This is a genomic window from Amycolatopsis pigmentata (assembly GCF_042684065.1).
GTDB classification, from domain to species: Bacteria; Actinomycetota; Actinomycetes; order Mycobacteriales; family Pseudonocardiaceae; genus Amycolatopsis_E; species Amycolatopsis_E pigmentata.
This window is the reverse complement of sequence record NZ_JBHUKR010000018.1, coordinates 39,350-53,683: the sequence shown is the minus strand read 5'-3', so window position 1 is coordinate 53,683 and position 14,334 is coordinate 39,350. Positions and strand designations below refer to the sequence as shown.

Annotated in this window: 15 protein-coding genes and 1 other RNA gene; 7 read left to right on the top strand and 9 right to left on the bottom strand. The window is 67.6% G+C overall.

Features of this window, described 5'->3' with window-relative positions:
- The first annotated feature begins 1 nt into the window (after window position 1).
- The gene (locus ACFSXZ_RS29180) at window positions 2-898 is read left to right on the top strand and encodes an amidohydrolase family protein (RefSeq protein ID WP_378268447.1); all 897 of its coding nucleotides are present in this window, start codon (window positions 2-4) and stop codon (window positions 896-898) included.
- On the opposite strand, the gene ACFSXZ_RS29175 is transcribed toward ACFSXZ_RS29180, so the two are convergent.
- The 5 genes from ACFSXZ_RS29175 to ACFSXZ_RS29155 form a co-directional block, all read right to left on the bottom strand.
- A complete protein-coding gene (locus ACFSXZ_RS29175) occupies window positions 888-2,174 on the bottom strand; it encodes an acyltransferase family protein (protein WP_378268446.1) in 1,287 nt (428 codons plus the stop codon). The two genes, ACFSXZ_RS29180 and ACFSXZ_RS29175, sit on opposite strands and share 11 nt — an antisense overlap.
- A gap of 93 nt (window positions 2,175-2,267) precedes the next feature.
- Window positions 2,268-2,483, bottom strand: coding sequence for a hypothetical protein (locus ACFSXZ_RS29170; protein WP_378268444.1), 216 nt, complete (start codon window positions 2,481-2,483; stop codon window positions 2,268-2,270).
- A 192-nt stretch (window positions 2,484-2,675) separates the two neighbouring features.
- Window positions 2,676-3,320, bottom strand: a complete 645-nt coding sequence (locus ACFSXZ_RS29165; protein ID WP_378268442.1) for a response regulator transcription factor — start codon at window positions 3,318-3,320, stop codon at window positions 2,676-2,678.
- Window positions 3,321-3,360: 40 nt separating this feature from the next.
- Window positions 3,361-4,491, bottom strand: a complete 1,131-nt coding sequence (locus ACFSXZ_RS29160; RefSeq protein WP_378268440.1) for a sensor histidine kinase — start codon at window positions 4,489-4,491, stop codon at window positions 3,361-3,363.
- An 8-nt stretch (window positions 4,492-4,499) separates the two neighbouring features.
- Complete coding sequence (locus ACFSXZ_RS29155) at window positions 4,500-5,192, bottom strand: sensor domain-containing protein (protein WP_378268439.1); 693 nt, start codon at window positions 5,190-5,192, stop codon at window positions 4,500-4,502.
- Between the two features lie 167 nt (window positions 5,193-5,359).
- Between ACFSXZ_RS29155 and ssrA the strand changes: the two genes are divergently transcribed.
- The 3 genes from ssrA to ACFSXZ_RS29140 all read left to right on the top strand — a co-directional run bounded on the left by ssrA (window position 5,360) and on the right by ACFSXZ_RS29140 (window position 8,094).
- Window positions 5,360-5,735: a transfer-messenger RNA gene (gene ssrA, locus ACFSXZ_RS29150) on the top strand.
- 999 nt (window positions 5,736-6,734) lie between these two features.
- On the top strand, window positions 6,735-7,853 hold the full coding sequence (locus ACFSXZ_RS29145) for an inorganic phosphate transporter (RefSeq protein WP_378268437.1): 1,119 nt from the start codon (window positions 6,735-6,737) through the stop codon (window positions 7,851-7,853).
- A gap of 16 nt (window positions 7,854-7,869) precedes the next feature.
- Window positions 7,870-8,094 carry a hypothetical protein gene (locus ACFSXZ_RS29140; protein ID WP_378268435.1) on the top strand — a complete coding sequence of 75 codons (225 nt, stop codon included), beginning with the start codon at window positions 7,870-7,872 and terminating at the stop codon, window positions 8,092-8,094.
- Window positions 8,095-8,169: 75 nt separating this feature from the next.
- Here ACFSXZ_RS29140 and ACFSXZ_RS29135 read toward each other — a convergent pair whose 3' ends face one another.
- Complete coding sequence (locus ACFSXZ_RS29135; protein ID WP_378268434.1) at window positions 8,170-8,778, bottom strand: hypothetical protein; 609 nt, start codon at window positions 8,776-8,778, stop codon at window positions 8,170-8,172.
- Window positions 8,775-8,981 carry a hypothetical protein gene (locus ACFSXZ_RS29130; protein WP_378268433.1) on the bottom strand — a complete coding sequence of 69 codons (207 nt, stop codon included), beginning with the start codon at window positions 8,979-8,981 and terminating at the stop codon, window positions 8,775-8,777. The genes ACFSXZ_RS29135 and ACFSXZ_RS29130 overlap by 4 nt, the downstream gene beginning before the upstream one ends.
- Before the next feature lie 48 nt (window positions 8,982-9,029).
- Between ACFSXZ_RS29130 and ACFSXZ_RS29125 the strand changes: the two genes are divergently transcribed.
- Window positions 9,030-9,767, top strand: a complete 738-nt coding sequence (locus ACFSXZ_RS29125) for a dienelactone hydrolase family protein (RefSeq protein WP_378268432.1) — start codon at window positions 9,030-9,032, stop codon at window positions 9,765-9,767.
- Here ACFSXZ_RS29125 and hrpB read toward each other — a convergent pair.
- Window positions 9,734-12,100 carry an ATP-dependent helicase HrpB gene (gene hrpB / locus ACFSXZ_RS29120; protein ID WP_378268430.1) on the bottom strand — a complete coding sequence of 789 codons (2,367 nt, stop codon included), beginning with the start codon at window positions 12,098-12,100 and terminating at the stop codon, window positions 9,734-9,736. The genes ACFSXZ_RS29125 and hrpB overlap by 34 nt on opposite strands.
- Complete coding sequence (locus tag ACFSXZ_RS29115; protein ID WP_378268429.1) at window positions 12,097-12,918, bottom strand: glutamate ABC transporter substrate-binding protein; 822 nt, start codon at window positions 12,916-12,918, stop codon at window positions 12,097-12,099. Before ACFSXZ_RS29115 ends, hrpB begins: the two co-directional genes overlap by 4 nt.
- Window positions 12,919-12,985: 67 nt before the next feature.
- Between ACFSXZ_RS29115 and ACFSXZ_RS29110 the strand changes: the two genes are divergently transcribed.
- Both ACFSXZ_RS29110 and ACFSXZ_RS29105 read left to right on the top strand, forming a co-directional pair.
- Complete coding sequence (locus ACFSXZ_RS29110; protein WP_378268428.1) at window positions 12,986-13,501, top strand: MauE/DoxX family redox-associated membrane protein; 516 nt, start codon at window positions 12,986-12,988, stop codon at window positions 13,499-13,501.
- A 5-nt stretch (window positions 13,502-13,506) separates the two neighbouring features.
- Window positions 13,507-14,277 carry a DsbA family protein gene (locus ACFSXZ_RS29105; RefSeq protein ID WP_378268427.1) on the top strand — a complete coding sequence of 257 codons (771 nt, stop codon included), beginning with the start codon at window positions 13,507-13,509 and terminating at the stop codon, window positions 14,275-14,277.
- The last annotated feature ends 57 nt before the right edge of the window (window positions 14,278-14,334 follow it).

The window sequence follows — 14,334 nt, the reverse complement described above, 5'->3', positions numbered from 1 at the left end:
CGTGGCGTCCGGGCCGGACCGCGACGAAGACATCGCTCCGTGGGTACGTGGGCTCGGCTTGGACGGGCTCGTCGACCTGCATGTGCATTTTCTTCCCGAGCGCATGCTGAACAAGGTGTGGGCCTACTTCGACGGCATGGCCGAGCGCCTCGGCTATTCGTGGCCGGTGTGGTACCGGAAGCCGGAACGTGAGCGGGTCGAGACGCTGCGTTCGTTCGGTGTCCTCGACTTCGCTCCACTGGTCTACCCGCACAAACCGGGAATGGCCGAGTGGCTCAACGGGTGGACCCGGGAGTTCGCCGACCGGGTGCCCGGTGCCGTGCCCACCGCGACGCTGTATCCGGAACCGTCCGCTGTGTCCTATGTGGACGCCGCAGTGCGGGCGGGTGTCCGGTGCTTCAAGGCGCACATCCAGGTCGGCGCCTACGATCCACGGGACCGTGAGCTGGATCCGGCGTGGGGCATCCTCGCCGAGGCGGGTGTCCCGGTCGTCGTCCATGCCGGACACGGCCCCGAGCGCGGTCCGTTCACCGGGCTCGATGTGTTCGGCGAGGTACTCGCCCGCCATCCGCAACTGGTCACGGTGCTGGCGCACGCCGGCATGCCCGAATACGAAACGGCGCTCGCGCTGGTGAAGCGGTTTCCCAGGGTGTATCTGGACACCACGATGGTCGGGGTCCCGTTCACCGAGAAGCTGATGCCGTTGCCCCCGGACTGGACGGACCAGCTGGTCACCATCGCCGACCGGGTCGCGCTGGGCACCGATTTCCCGAACATTCCCTATCCCTACGCGACTCAGTTGCGGGCGATCGCCGGCTGGGCCGACGACGACCGTCTCGGCGACGAGTTCCTGCGGGCGGTGCTGCACGACACACCGGCGAAGCTGCTCAACCTTTGAGCCTCGTAGTCACGGTGCTGCCCGCCAGCACCACGCTCCCGATGACCAGCGCGCACCACGGCAGTGGACTGGCCAGCGGTTCGGCGTTCAAGGGCCACGCGAATCCCCGTGCGGCGAGGCCCACCATGCCCGTCGCGCCGATGAGCGCGGCGACAGCCAGTACAGGCAGGGGTATGGCGACGCCCGTGGCCTGCGGTCGCCTCTCGAATCGGCCGAAAGCCCGCAACAGGACGGCAAGGACGGTTCCCGCCGCGGCCAGCCACAACGGTGCCATCGCGAGCCAGCGGAGAGTGCCCGGTTCCGGAGTGGCATAACCCAACCCGACGACGAAGACGCCGGAGACCACGACCAGTGCCGGCATGTGCCACAGGTAGACGCTCATGAACCGGGCCCCGAGCCAGCGCAACCCGGCGGCGGCGGTGGGACGGGCAGCGAGGCGGGCAAACTGGGGGCGCAACGCGAGCATGAGACCGATCTGGCCGATCGCCAGGCTCACCAGCACCGCGCTGGGCGGGCTCATGTTGGACACCGGCGCGCCCGGCATTCCGATCATGCTCGCGGGATAAGGGCCGAAGGCGACGAGCAACGCGGTGACGCCGAAGCCGGCGGCGGACATGACCAGGGCGCGGCGCGGCCTGAGTGTGCCGAGTTTTCCCTCGGTGTAGAGGAAACCGAGTTGGTGCACGGCGGCCCAGACGAACACGGCGTTGAGATAGCCCGCGAGTCCGAAGCCGTGGAACCTCAGGACATCGACGATCAGCGCGAAACCGGTCAGGACCACGGGTACCGCCACTCCCCACCGGCGGTGGGCAACCGCCATGACCGGAGTCGTCAGCACTACGAGCAGGTAGACGGCGAGGAACCACAGCAACTGCCCGGCGATCGCGCTCGCGACCGCCAACGGTTGTTCGGGCACCCCGAAGTCGCGGAGCAGATGCGGGACAACCAGCCACACGCCGATCAGGGGCAGCGTCGGGAGCAGGAGGCGGCCGATTCGGCCGGCCAGCCACTCGCGCGGTGACGGAGCGCGGCGCAAAGACATCAGGTTCGCCGCTCCGCCCGCGAAGAACACGAGGGGCATGACCTGGGAAAGCCAGGTGAAGGCCCACCAGCCCGGCGTGGTGAGGGCGTTGCCCGTGGCGAGACGACCATGCGAGTAGCTCAGCACCGGCATCAGCCAGTGCTGGCCGATCACGGCCAGGATCGAGCCTGCGCGAATGACGTCGAGGAAGGTGTCACGGTGCAGGACAGAGGGCGGCGGCGCGCTGGTTGACATGGCATAAAGCCTCGTCGCGAGCGCTGTCCCGCACAGCGGTGTGGACTACCGTCCTGGATTCCGGTTTCCGGAGGACGGAGGGTAGGGCGTGCCCTACTCCAGAAGCTCGTCGACCTCCGGCGCCTTCAACTCGCACATGCGGTACTCCCAGCCACCTTTGTCGGTGTAGCCGAGCTGGTAGTGGGTTTCGATCTTGGGTCCGTCGTGGAGGTGGACGTGGCGCATCACCGTCCCGCTGACCGGCCCTTCGAGGGTCTGGACCCGGCCGTCCAAGGGGCCGCCGAAGAAGCGGACGCTCACCTCGGTCATGCTGCCCCTTTCCGTTACGGGCTCGATGGCGACGCCCGCCATGCTATGTGAGCGTCGGTGTGCTCGCCGCCGCCGAATCGGGTGACAAAGCTCCCGTCACCGCTGTGTTTAATTCAACGGGTGTAGGGCAGGAAGGTGGCTTTACTACGGATCATCCGTAGTAAAGCCACCTTCCTGCCCAAAAACCCCGGGTCAGGAGCGGCCCAGGTAGGTGAGGACGGCGCGTACACGGCGATGTTCCTCCGTGCTGGCCTCCAGGCCGAGTTTGGCGAAGATGTTGCCGATGTGCTTCTCGACCGCTCCGTGCGAGACGACGAGTGTGTTCGCGATCGCGGTGTTCGAGAGGCCCTGCGCCATGAGGCCGAGCACCTCCGACTCACGCGGCGTCAGGGCGTCGAGCGGGTTCTTACGGCCGCGGGCCATCAGTTGCGCGATGACCTCGGGGTCGATCGCCGTGCCGCCGCGGGCGACTCGCCGTACGGCGTCGAGGAAGTCCGACACGTCGGCGACGCGCTCCTTGAGCAGATAGCCCACTCCGCCGGCGCCTCCAGAGAGCAACTCGACAGCGTAGGTCTCTTCCACGTATTGCGAGAGCACCAGCACAGGCAAGCCCGGCACCGCACGGCGCGCGTCGAGCGCCGCCCGGAGGCCCTCATCGGTGAATGTCGGAGGCATCCGGACGTCCACGATGGCCAGATCGGGCCGATGGCGGACGACCGCTTCGACCAGAGCTTCGCCGTTGTCCACGGCGGCGGTGGTCTCGATGCCCTCGTCGGCTAGGAGCCGTTCCACGCCCGCGCGTAGCAACACCGCGTCCTCCGCGATGACCACGCGCATACGTTCCTCCCCAGGCCGCGGGATCACCGTACCAGGACGGTCACCAAGTGCACGGGAGGTCGGCGCGGACCACGGTCGGGCCGCCCGGCGGGCTGACCACGGTGATCACGCCGTCGATCGTGGCGGCCCGGTCGGCGAGGCCGGCGAGGCCGCCACCAGGTCGTAGTTCCGCCCCGCCCTGTCCGTCGTCGGTGATTTCGACGACGACCTTCTCGTCGCTCCGCCACACCTTGACTCCGGCCTGGTTGGCACGGGAGTGCTTGGCGATGTTCGTCAGGGTCTCGCCGACGATGAAGTACGCCGTCGTCTCCACCGCGGCGGGCGGACGCGGCTCCACGTCCACTTGGACGTCCACCGGAACCGGGCACTTGACGGCCTGCGCCGAGAGAGCCGCGTCGAGACCGCGGTCGGCGAGTACGGCCGGATAAATGCCCCGCGCGAGGTCGCGTAGTTCGGACACGGCGAGTTTGGCGTCGTTGTGCGCTTCGTCGATCAATTCCCGGGCCGCGGCTGGATCGTCACTCAGCTTGTTCTTGGCGCGCCCAAGGCTCATCGCGACCGACACGAGTCGTTGCTGCGCGCCGTCATGCAGATCGCGCTCGATCCGTCGGCGCTCCGCTTCGGTGGCGTCCACACCGCGCGCTCGTGAGGCCTGGAGATGTTGTGCCTTGACCGCGAGACGTTCCGCGCGATTGGGGCCGAGCAGGGCCAGCGCCAGCGACCCGCTCACCCAGGCAATCCACGGCGCTACCCAGAGGGCCAGCGGCAGGAGCACCACCGAGGCGAGACCGGTGGCGAGTTCGGCGATGCTGAGAGGCACCTTGAGGAGCAGGTAACCGAGGTCTCTCCAGGTGGTCGGGTCGATGAGACGCCGTCGCCAGCGGGTGAGCACGCGGCCTTCGGCAGGAAGCCGTTCGATCTTCACCAACGGTGTGCCCAGCATGGCACGGACCCAACGTCGTTCGAGGTCGCCGAAGCCACGCACGAGTGTCGTCGTCGCGATGAGAATCGGGATGCCGACCCAGACCATGATCGTGGCGATCCCCACCGCGGCCAGGACGATGACCACGATGAATTCGAGCAGGGTCAGCAGCGATCCGAACACCAGGAAGATAATCGCCCGGACCGGTTTCGGGCGCGGATGTTCTCCGGGTACCCGACTGTCGGCCATGTCGGTCATCATGCCGCCGTGACGAACGGTTGTGTACCGGAATCGTCCGCTTCGGCGAAACGGCGCGCGAATGGCCCGGGACCGAGCAGGGCACGGGCGAAGTGCGCGTGGAGCACGCCCAGCACGCGAGTGAGGGCGATGGCCGCGCCAAGACACAGGATGCCGAGCATCGCCCAGGGCAGGGCCGCGACCGGGGAGTCCACCACGAACCAGCGGGCGCCGTCCCACTCGAAGGCGAACGCACCGTCGGGTAGATACCGCACGTAGACCGGTAGCGCCGTCAGCGCCAGTGCCAGTGACCACAAGGTGACGACCAGCACGAACTCGGCGGTGCCGAACGGGAACAACAGCACCAGGTAGGCGAAGTCACGCCAGGTCGCGCCCTCGGCGAGGCGAGCCTTCCAGCGGGCCGGCCACCCGCCCTCGGGGAGGGGGCGGTAGGGCTTCGCTATGTAGGTGCCGAGCAGGGTGTGAACCCGGGCGCGCTCGGCGCTCGCCGCGCCCCGCACAACCACCACGGTCAGCACCAGGACCGGCAGGCCGACCCAGACGAGCACGGTGGCGATACCGACGGTGGTCAGCGTGACCAGGAGCGTGAACGAGACGATGCCCAGGGGCAGGTTCGTCACCAGGTAGACCAGGGATCCGCCCGTCGACGGGCGCGGCCGCCTGCCGTCCCGCTCGGAATATGCCGACGTCATGGGGTGGTTCCTCTCTGATGCGCGACACACCCGAGCATCGCGCCTGGAGCATCCGCTGACCATGCGGTGAGCGGGCATACCGAGGTAGGGCCAGCCCTACTTCTCCGGCGGGGAACAAACCCGCTTGCCTGAGGCGTTATTGTGTAGTGGTTACAGACCACCATCAAGGGGGTGAACGGTTTCGACTCTGGACGTCGAGTCAAGGGAAGCGTGCCGGTGCAGGCGAGAGACCACCGTAAGCGTCATCGCAACAAAATAAGCGCCAAGACTGAACAGAGTCAGGCGAACTACGCCCTCGCCGCCTGAGCGAGCGCGTAGCCTGTCGGTCCGGGAACGCCTCCGTCCCGGGTACCGGCATCAGCTAGGAGGCTCACCGTCCGGACCCGGCCACGGGGTCTGGATGGGACACCCACAGTGGCTGGGCCCGTCACATCGGCTTGTTCGCGTGACCGATGGGGCCGAGTAGAGACGTAGCGAACTGCGCACGGAGAAGCCTTGGTAAGGCGCCGGAGGACCCGGGTTCAATTCCCGGCACCTCCACCCCACGGACGGCGGGTGCTCACGGAGAGCACCCGCCGCTTCTTGTCTCGGTCGCCTTGTCCGTCAAGTCGATCTTGCTGCTCGGCGTGGGCTGTCGGCCGTGGTCTGTGTTGTGGAGGAAGGGCTGTTTACTACGGAACATCCGTAGTAAACAGCCCTTCCTCCACAACCGCCGCACGCGAGCGAACAGCTGGGCGAAAGTCGGCGCTGGTCCCCCGGGGACTGGACTATCCGTCTCGCACCTGGGATGCTGTGCCCCGTCACACGACGGGTTCGCCGCCGTGGGCGCGAAGCCGGAAGAAGGTGCCAGATGGCCCGGGAAAGCCGTGCAAGTACCGCCCCTGAACGAGGTTGGCTCGCGGAGGTCCGTGCGGAGGAGAGAGTCCTCCGTGACGTTCAGGAGCGTAAGGCGATGCGGACCGTCGCCGGTCACTCGACCGACGCGACCGAGTGCGCACAGCTGCTGGAGATGCTCGGTCTGCACCCGGACCAGGCCAGAGAGGTCTGAGTCACCGCCCTCGGCACGCTGAGCTGGACCGCCGGTTCGACGGCGGCTCATACCCTCGCGCTTTTCTTTCGCCAAGTACGCAAATATAAGCGGTGGGCGCGCGGATCCCGGCGCTACTGTTCGACCGCCAATGCCCTGGCACGTGCACTCATCGGGTGACCGCGTCGTGCCGACCGCCCACCTCCGTATAGTCTCCCGAGCTACCGTGACGATGATTCCGTCAAGATCGGATGAGGCCCGCTTTCTCCTGACGCGAGCGACGGCGTTTGCCGTGGAAGTCGCACGCCAGGCTTTTCCGGCCGGATTCCGGTATCCTCGACATGCGCGATCCGGTTTTCTGGCATTTCGGCGATGTTTACCGTCGGCCTGCGGCGGGAAGCCTATGGTGTCTCCCGGCGAGTGAGTACAGACCTGAGGTAAACCTGAGGTTCCGTTGGTACTCAAGGGTGCTTCCGTTCACCGGATGTTCAACCGACGTGGCTACGTTCCGTGGTGTGAACCTTTCTCTGATCGTCATCGTGGTCATCGTGGCCGCGCTGGCCTTCGATTTCACCAATGGTTTCCACGACACGGCCAATGCGATGGCCACGTCGATAGCCACCGGCGCATTGAAACCGAAGGTCGCCGTCGCCATTTCCGCGGTGCTCAACCTGGTAGGCGCGTTTCTCTCGATAGAGGTCGCTAAAACGATATCCGGTGGAATCGTGGATGAGACCAAAATAACTCCGGCGGTGATATTCGCGGGACTGGCCGGAGCCATAATCTGGAACTTGTTGACCTGGCTGTTCGGACTGCCGTCGAGTTCGTCCCACGCGCTCTTCGGCGGGCTGATCGGCGCGACCTGGATCGCCTCCGGTGGAGGTGCCGTGCACTTCGCCCAGGTCGTGCAGAAGGTACTGATCCCGGCCGTGGCCTCTCCGGTGGTCGCCGGAGTCGTCGCGATGGCCGGCACCTTCATCGTGTACAAGATCACCGCGTCGGCACGGCAGGATGTGGTGTCCAAGTCGTTCAAGACCGCCCAGGCGCTTTCGGCGTCACTGGTCTCGCTCGCGCACGGCACGAACGACGCCCAGAAGACCATGGGCGTGATCACTTTGACGCTGGTGTCGTCGGGCGCGCTCGCGGCCGGATCGGCGCCGCCGGTGTGGGTGATCCTCGCCGCGGGCCTCGCCATCGCGGCGGGCACCTACTTCGGTGGCTGGCGGATCATTCACACGATGGGCAAGCGGATCACCGAGATCCAGACCCCGCAGGGGTTTGCCGCGGAGACCTCGGCCGCGGTCACGATCCTGGCGTCGTCGCACCTCGGGTTCGCGTTGTCGACCACGCATGTGTGCTCGGGCGGCATCATCGGTTCGGGTGTCGGCCGGAAACTGGCCGAGGTGCGGTGGGGCGTCGCCGGCCGGATGGTGATCGCCTGGCTGCTGACCCTGCCCGCTGCCGCCGTGGTCGGTGCGCTGGCGTCGAAGGTGTCCGCCGAGGGCACGTTCGGCACGGCGCTCGTCGCCGTGTTCCTGATCGCCGTCGCGGGCGGCATCTTCGGGTGGTCGCGACGGAATCCGGTCACCCCGGACAACGTGACCGAGCCGGCGCCGGTTCCGGTAGCGGCCTGAACGCGAGGGAGTTTTCGTGCATGTCAACTGGGGCGCTCTCGCCAGCGTCTTCTTCATCGCTCTCGTCGCGGTTGTGGTCGTGACCGGCATGTTCGCGATCGGTGTCCGTGGCCTGTCGGCCCGCGTCGCCGCCCGGGACACCGGCGAGTCCGGCTCGGCGGGTCTGACGACCGCCATGCTCTGCTTCGGCGTTTGCGTCGTCGTGGTCGGCTACGGCATCTACCTCATCGTCGCGGCCTAGGGCGGCGGTGTAGGGGAGGAAGGAGTGTTTACTACGGAACATCCGTAGTAAACACTCCTTCCTGCACCAAAACCCTTAGCCGGCCAGGTCGCCGGGGATGGTGTCGAGGCGGTCTTCGGGGAGCAGAGAGACGACATGAGCGATCCGGGCCTGGTCGTCGAGGAGCGGGGCGATACGGACAAGCGCGTCGTCGGTGATGAACCCGAAGCTCGCGACGATCACGGTGTCGGGCAGATGCTCCACGAAGCGGGCCACGGTAAGCCAGTCCTCGCGTCGCGCGAGTTCCTTGGCGACCGCGATCACCAGCTTTTCCGGCAGGCCGACGATGATGCCGGACGCGCGACGCGGATCCAGTTCGGCCGCGACGTCGGCGAGAAACCCGGGGGACAGGCGCCGCGCGATCTCGACCCCGCGTCCCGGGTCGACCAGCCCGGCGATCCGCGCGGACAGCAACGGCCCGAAAACGACCTCGGCCATCTTCGCCAGCAACGGTGCCGGCAACAACCGGCTGGCGGCCGCCATGCGCTGCAGCACGCCGAGATGGGCGTCGAACAACACGTCGGTGACCTGTTCGCGGAACCGCCGGAGGTCCTCCAACGGCACTTGCCGCAGATAGCCGAAGCGTTCGGCGGGAGCGCCGAGCACCCGCGCGAGCTTGAGGATCTCGCCCTCGTGGGGAGTCACAGTCCTACGACCTTGCGGATCGCGGGCCGGAGCAACGCCGGAACATAGCGCAACGATTCGTCACCGGCCCTGGCCAGTGCCGCGGACTGCCGGCGCCGGGCCTCGTGCACGGCTCTACCGAGGTCTCGCTTGTGCTCGTCGGCAAGCGCCTCGATTCCACCGGGCACGCTCCCCAGCTGATCGGCCAGCGTCCGTTCGCTCATCAGCAGCCCTCCATCAGACGATGATCGCATCTGACTACGGTCCGGTGCATGACAATTGAGACGCGGAGCCTCACCGTCGACGGCCTCAACGCCTACCTCGCCCGCCCCACCGGGGGTTCATCGGCGGGAATGCTGCTCATCCCGATGATCACCGGCATCGGCGAACAGGTGCGCGAGTTCGCCGCCGCGATCGCCGAGACCGGCGTGACCACGCTTTCCTGGGACCCGTGGCGGGGACGCGGGACCAGCGAAGACACGCCGATGGAGACGCTGTTCACCTGGATGGGCGAACTGGACGACGATGCCTGTCTGGCCGAGCAGAAGCGCCTGCTCGACTACCTGCTCGATGATCTCGGTTGCACCAGGGCCGGTGTCATCGGATGGTGCCTGGGCGGCCGCTTCGCGCTGATCCTCGGCGGCCAGGACAGCCGGGTCGCCGGCGTTGTGGCCTACCACCCGACGGTGCCCGGCACCCCGGCTCCCAACCACACCGTCGACGTCGTCGACCACACCGCCCGCATTCAGGCGCCGGTGATGATGCTGTATCCGGGTGCCGACGATCTCGTGCCGGTCGAGAGTTTCCACCGGCTGCAAACCGCGTTGAACTCGCGGAACAGCGGCCCGAGCATCGTGCACGTCTATCCCGGTGCGGAGCACGGCTTCAGCGCACGGCACCGGCACGGAAACCCGGTCAACGCGGAGGCATTCGCGATCTCGTGGCCCCAGGTGCTCGAGTTCGTGAAGGTGACCACTCACGCACCCGGTGGCCGCTCCGGCCAGGCATGACGGGGGTAGCGTCCGCGGAGCTCCGCTCGCACGGCCGCGTACCCGTTGTGCCAGAAGGACTTCAGGTCCTGGGTGACTGCCGCGGGCCGGCCGGCCGGTGACAGCAGGTGCAGCACCACTCTTACGCCCGCCACCCGCGGCGTTTCCTGCCAGCCGAAAGCGTCCTGCAGCTTTACCGCCACAACTGGGTCATCGGCGCTGTAGTCGATCTTCACGCGCGGGCCGGAGGGCAGACGAAGCCGTTCGGGAGCGAGTTCGTCGAGCTGGACGGCTTCGGGCCAGGGCAACAGACGGCGCAGCGCGTTCGCCGTGTCCACGTGGAGGAGGTCGGCGCGGCGCCGGGCGGCAGACAACTCCGGTAGCCATTCGTCGACTCTCGAGAGCAGCGATTCGGCGTCGGCCGGGGGCCACGGCGACCCGACAGTCCGGTGAAGAAAGGCAAGCCGCTGCCGTAATCGTTCTGCTTCGGAAGGCCACGGTAGGAGAGACAACCCCTCTTTTCGGAACCCGTCGAGAAACGCGTCACGAACCAGCGAAGGGTCCGGCTCGGCGAGTAGCCGCTCGCCGAGCACGATCGCGCCCAGCCTGCGCACGGAGCGGGCAACGACGTCACCGTCCCACCGCACCTCCTCCACAGTGGACATCAGGCCCGGTGCGGCGGTCAGCGCCAGTCGTTCGTCGGCCCGTGCCGCCAGCCGAATGACCCCGTGAGCGCGACCCGGATCGCGCGTCGCCTCGGCTACGGCCAGCCATTCGGATTCGCCGAGGCCGCTACCTGGCGGCAGTTCCGCGGCGGTTCCTCCGGCCATCAGGTAGACGGCCGAACCTGGTCGTCTCCGTCGTGCGAGCCGCTCGGGATGGGCAAGGGCGATCACCAGGGCGGGGTCGGGAGATCCGGTTCCAGCGACGAGCCGTTCGAGCCGTCGTACCTCGGTACGCCAATGGCGTGCCCGCTCGTCGTGACTGTCGCGAAGCCGGCGGAGTTCGGCCTCGGCGTCGGCGCCGTTCGCTCCCGCGTCGAGCAGCGCCACCACTTCGGCGGCGCACCGGGCTCCCGTTTCCTCTGCGCCGTCGAGCAAGGCACGCGCCAGCCGTGGATGCAATCCGAGCGTCGCCATCCGGCGGCCGCGATCGGTGACCGTTCCGTCCTCGCCGGTGGCACCCAGCGTGCGCAGGAGCATGCGGCCGGCGGCAAGCGGTCCCTCCCCGGGCGGGTCCCACCAGGTCAGCGCGGTTCCGTCCGGTGTGGACCAACAGGCGAGTTCGAGAGCGAGCCGTGAGAGGTCCGCGGCACGGATCTCCGGCTCGGGATAGGCCGGCAGCGGGTCGTGCCGGGCCCAGCACCGGTAGGCGCGGCCGGGCCCTTCGCGGCCTGCCCGTCCGGCGCGTTGCTCGGCGACGGCAGCCGAGACACGGACCGTGGTCAGTCCGGGCAGGCCGCGTCGGTGGTCCATGCGGGGCACCCGTGCCTGGCCCGAATCCACCACCGCGCGGACACCGGGCACCGTCAGGCTCGACTCGGCGACCGCGGTCGCCAGGACCACACGCCGACGTGGTCCTGGGCGTAGTGCCGCGTCCTGCCTCGACGTGGTGAGCCTGCCGTGTAACGGTAGAACGTCTACTTCGGACAGATTGGCGAGTAGTCCCGACACCCTGGAAATCTCGGCGACGCCAGGGAGAAATACCAGAATGTCACCGTCTACTTCAGACAGTGCCAACCGGATGGTACGCGCCACGCAAGCTTCGACCCGTTCGTTTCGGCCTGGGGGCGCGTAGGTCACGTCGACCGGGAAGGTCCGTGCCCGCGCGGTGATCACCGGCGCCGAGCCCAGCAGCCCCGCCAGCCGCTCGGCCGCGACGGTCGCCGAAGTCGCCAGCAGGCGGAGCTCGGCGCGCAGCCCGGCACGGACATCGAGCAGCAAGGCCAGAAGGAGGTCGGCGTCCAGATGCCGTTCGTGGCATTCGTCGAGCAGAACCGTTCCTACCCCGCTCAATTCCGGGTCGCTCTGCAGGCGCCGTACCAGCAATCCGGAGGTGACCACCTCGACCCGTGTGCGTGCCGAGACCTTGCGGTCGCCGCGCACCGAATAGCCGACGGTCTCGCCGACTCGCTCACCGAGCAGACTCGCCATCCGGCTCGCCGCCGCTCGTGCGGCCAGCCTGCGTGGCTCGGCCACGAGAATCCGGTCGTCACTGCGCTCCGAGAGCGCGAGCGGGACGAGAGTCGTCTTTCCGGTGCCAGGCGGCGCGACCAGTACCGCGGCACCATGGGCGTCGAGCGCGGCGTCGAGTTCGCCGAGAACCGCACGGACAGGCAGATCGGGAAGGTTCATCGTTCCGTCACGGCGGGCGGTTCGGGCAACGGATAGCCGGTAGAGGTGAGGTTCCGGCGCACCGAATCGAGCCACGCGCCGCTGCTGATCATCTGTTGAATCGCGTCGTCGATCGCCACCTGGTCGGCCCCGTCACCCTTGCGCAGGCCGATTCCGTAACGTTCCGTGGTGAATGGTTTGCCGGCCAGTTTCAGCAGTTCCGGGTTTTGCTTGACATAGCCGGCCAGGATCGCCGCGTCAGTGGTGACGGCGTCGACCTGCCCGGCCAGCAGGGCGGTGACGCAGTCGGAATACCGCGGATATTCGATGAGCTGGACGGCCTGGGCGAAATCGTCGCGTACCTTCTGCGCCGATGTCGACCCGGTGACCGAGCAGAGCTGGTGGCCGTCGAGACTGGCGGGTCCGGTGATCGTCGTGTCGAATTTGCGGACCAGCAGATCCTGACCGGTGACGAAATATGGTCCGGCGAATGCGACGAGTCGCTTGCGCTGGTCGGTAATCGAGTAGGTGGCGACGACCAGATCGACCGCGCCGGAGGTGAGGTCGGTCTCGCGGCTGCTCGACGTGGTTTCCTTCCACGTGATCCCCGCGGGTTTCACGCCGAGGCGAGCGGCGACATACTTCGCCACGTCGACGTCGAAGCCGACGAACCGGCCGTCGACCGTGCGCTCGGCGAGGCCGGGCTGGTCGAAACGGATGCCGATGGTCAGCCTGCCGCCCTGAGCGCGGCCCACGACCGTCGACGGGTCGGCCTTCGCGCAGCCGCCCGCCAGAGTGGCGGCCAGCAGGACAACTGCTGCCGCTCGCACGAGCCGCATTACAGACTCCTCCCGCCCAGCGGCAGGACCTCACGGTTCTCTCAGGTCTCGCCGATAGCCTAGGCGTGTGATCCGAGGCTCCAACGCCGTGCTCGACGTGATCGGCACCTTGGCCAGGCTAGGGCTCGCGGCCGTGTGGTTGATCTCTGGATCGATTAAGATCATGGATCCTGGCCAGACTTTCCTCGCGGTCCGGGCTTACGACGTCCTTCCGGACGGCATGGTGCACCCGGTGGCGCTCGCACTGCCGCTGCTGGAACTGGTGCTCGGCGTGTTCCTGCTGGCGGGTCTGGGCACCCGGATCGCCGCGGTGCTCTCGGGGATAGTGTTACTGCTGCTCATCGCGGCCATCACCCAATCGTGGGCACGCGGCTTGACGATCGACTGTGGTTGTTTCGGCGGCGGGGGCCAAGTGGCGGCGGGACAGACCCGCTATCCGCAGGAGATCGCACGTGACGTCGGGTTCCTCGTCCTGGCGTCGTGGCTCGTCGTCCGGCCGCGGACGAGGGTGGCGTTCGACGGTTGGTTGCGCTCCGGACGCGTTGAGCAGGTGGAAGACGAGAAAGAACTGGAAAGGACCTGATCGGAGTGGGTGGAGCGGAACGGTCCGCGCGCAAGCGTCGTCAGCAGGCCGCTGGCGCACGAGCGGTGGCGCAGGCACGCGGCACCGGCCCGAACAAGCGCGTCATCGCCGCGGTCGTGGCCGTGGTACTGCTGGCCGGCGTCGTGATCGGCGGCGTACTGTGGACCAACGCGTCCAAGAACAGCACCGCCGGGCAGACGATCACGCCGCAAACCGCCGGCGCCTCTCTCGATGCTCCCGGTGAACGTCAGGGCGCGACCGTGGTGTCCGGGAAGCCCGACGCGAAGGTCAAACTCGACATCTACGCCGACTTCCTGTGTCCGTACTGCGGCCAGTTGCAGCAAAGCTACGGTGACCAGATCGAGCAACAGATCCAAGCCGGAAAGCTGCAGGTCACCTACCACATGATTCCACTGTTGGCCAGCCGCTCCGACCCGCCCGGCTACTCGCTGGACTCGGCGAACGCCTCCCTGTGCGCCGCCGATGAGGGCAAGTTCACCGCCTACCACGACAGCCTGTTCAAGAATCAGCCGAAAGAGGGCGCCCGTGGCTACGACAAGGCGCAGCTGACCAAACTCGGCCAGGACCTCGGAATCACGTCGCCGCAGTTCGCCAGTTGCGTGAACAGCGGCACGTACGACCAGCAACTCAACGCGGCGCTCCAGCAGATCAGCCAGAACCCGAACTTCCAGGGGACGCCCGGCGTTTTCCACAACGGGGCGCCGGTCGACTGGACCCGCCCCGACTGGCTGAACACCCTGGTCAACCAGGCCTGACCACCGCGAACCCGGTGAACACCGCCCCGGTGCCAGAGCCGATCAAGGGGTCAGGTA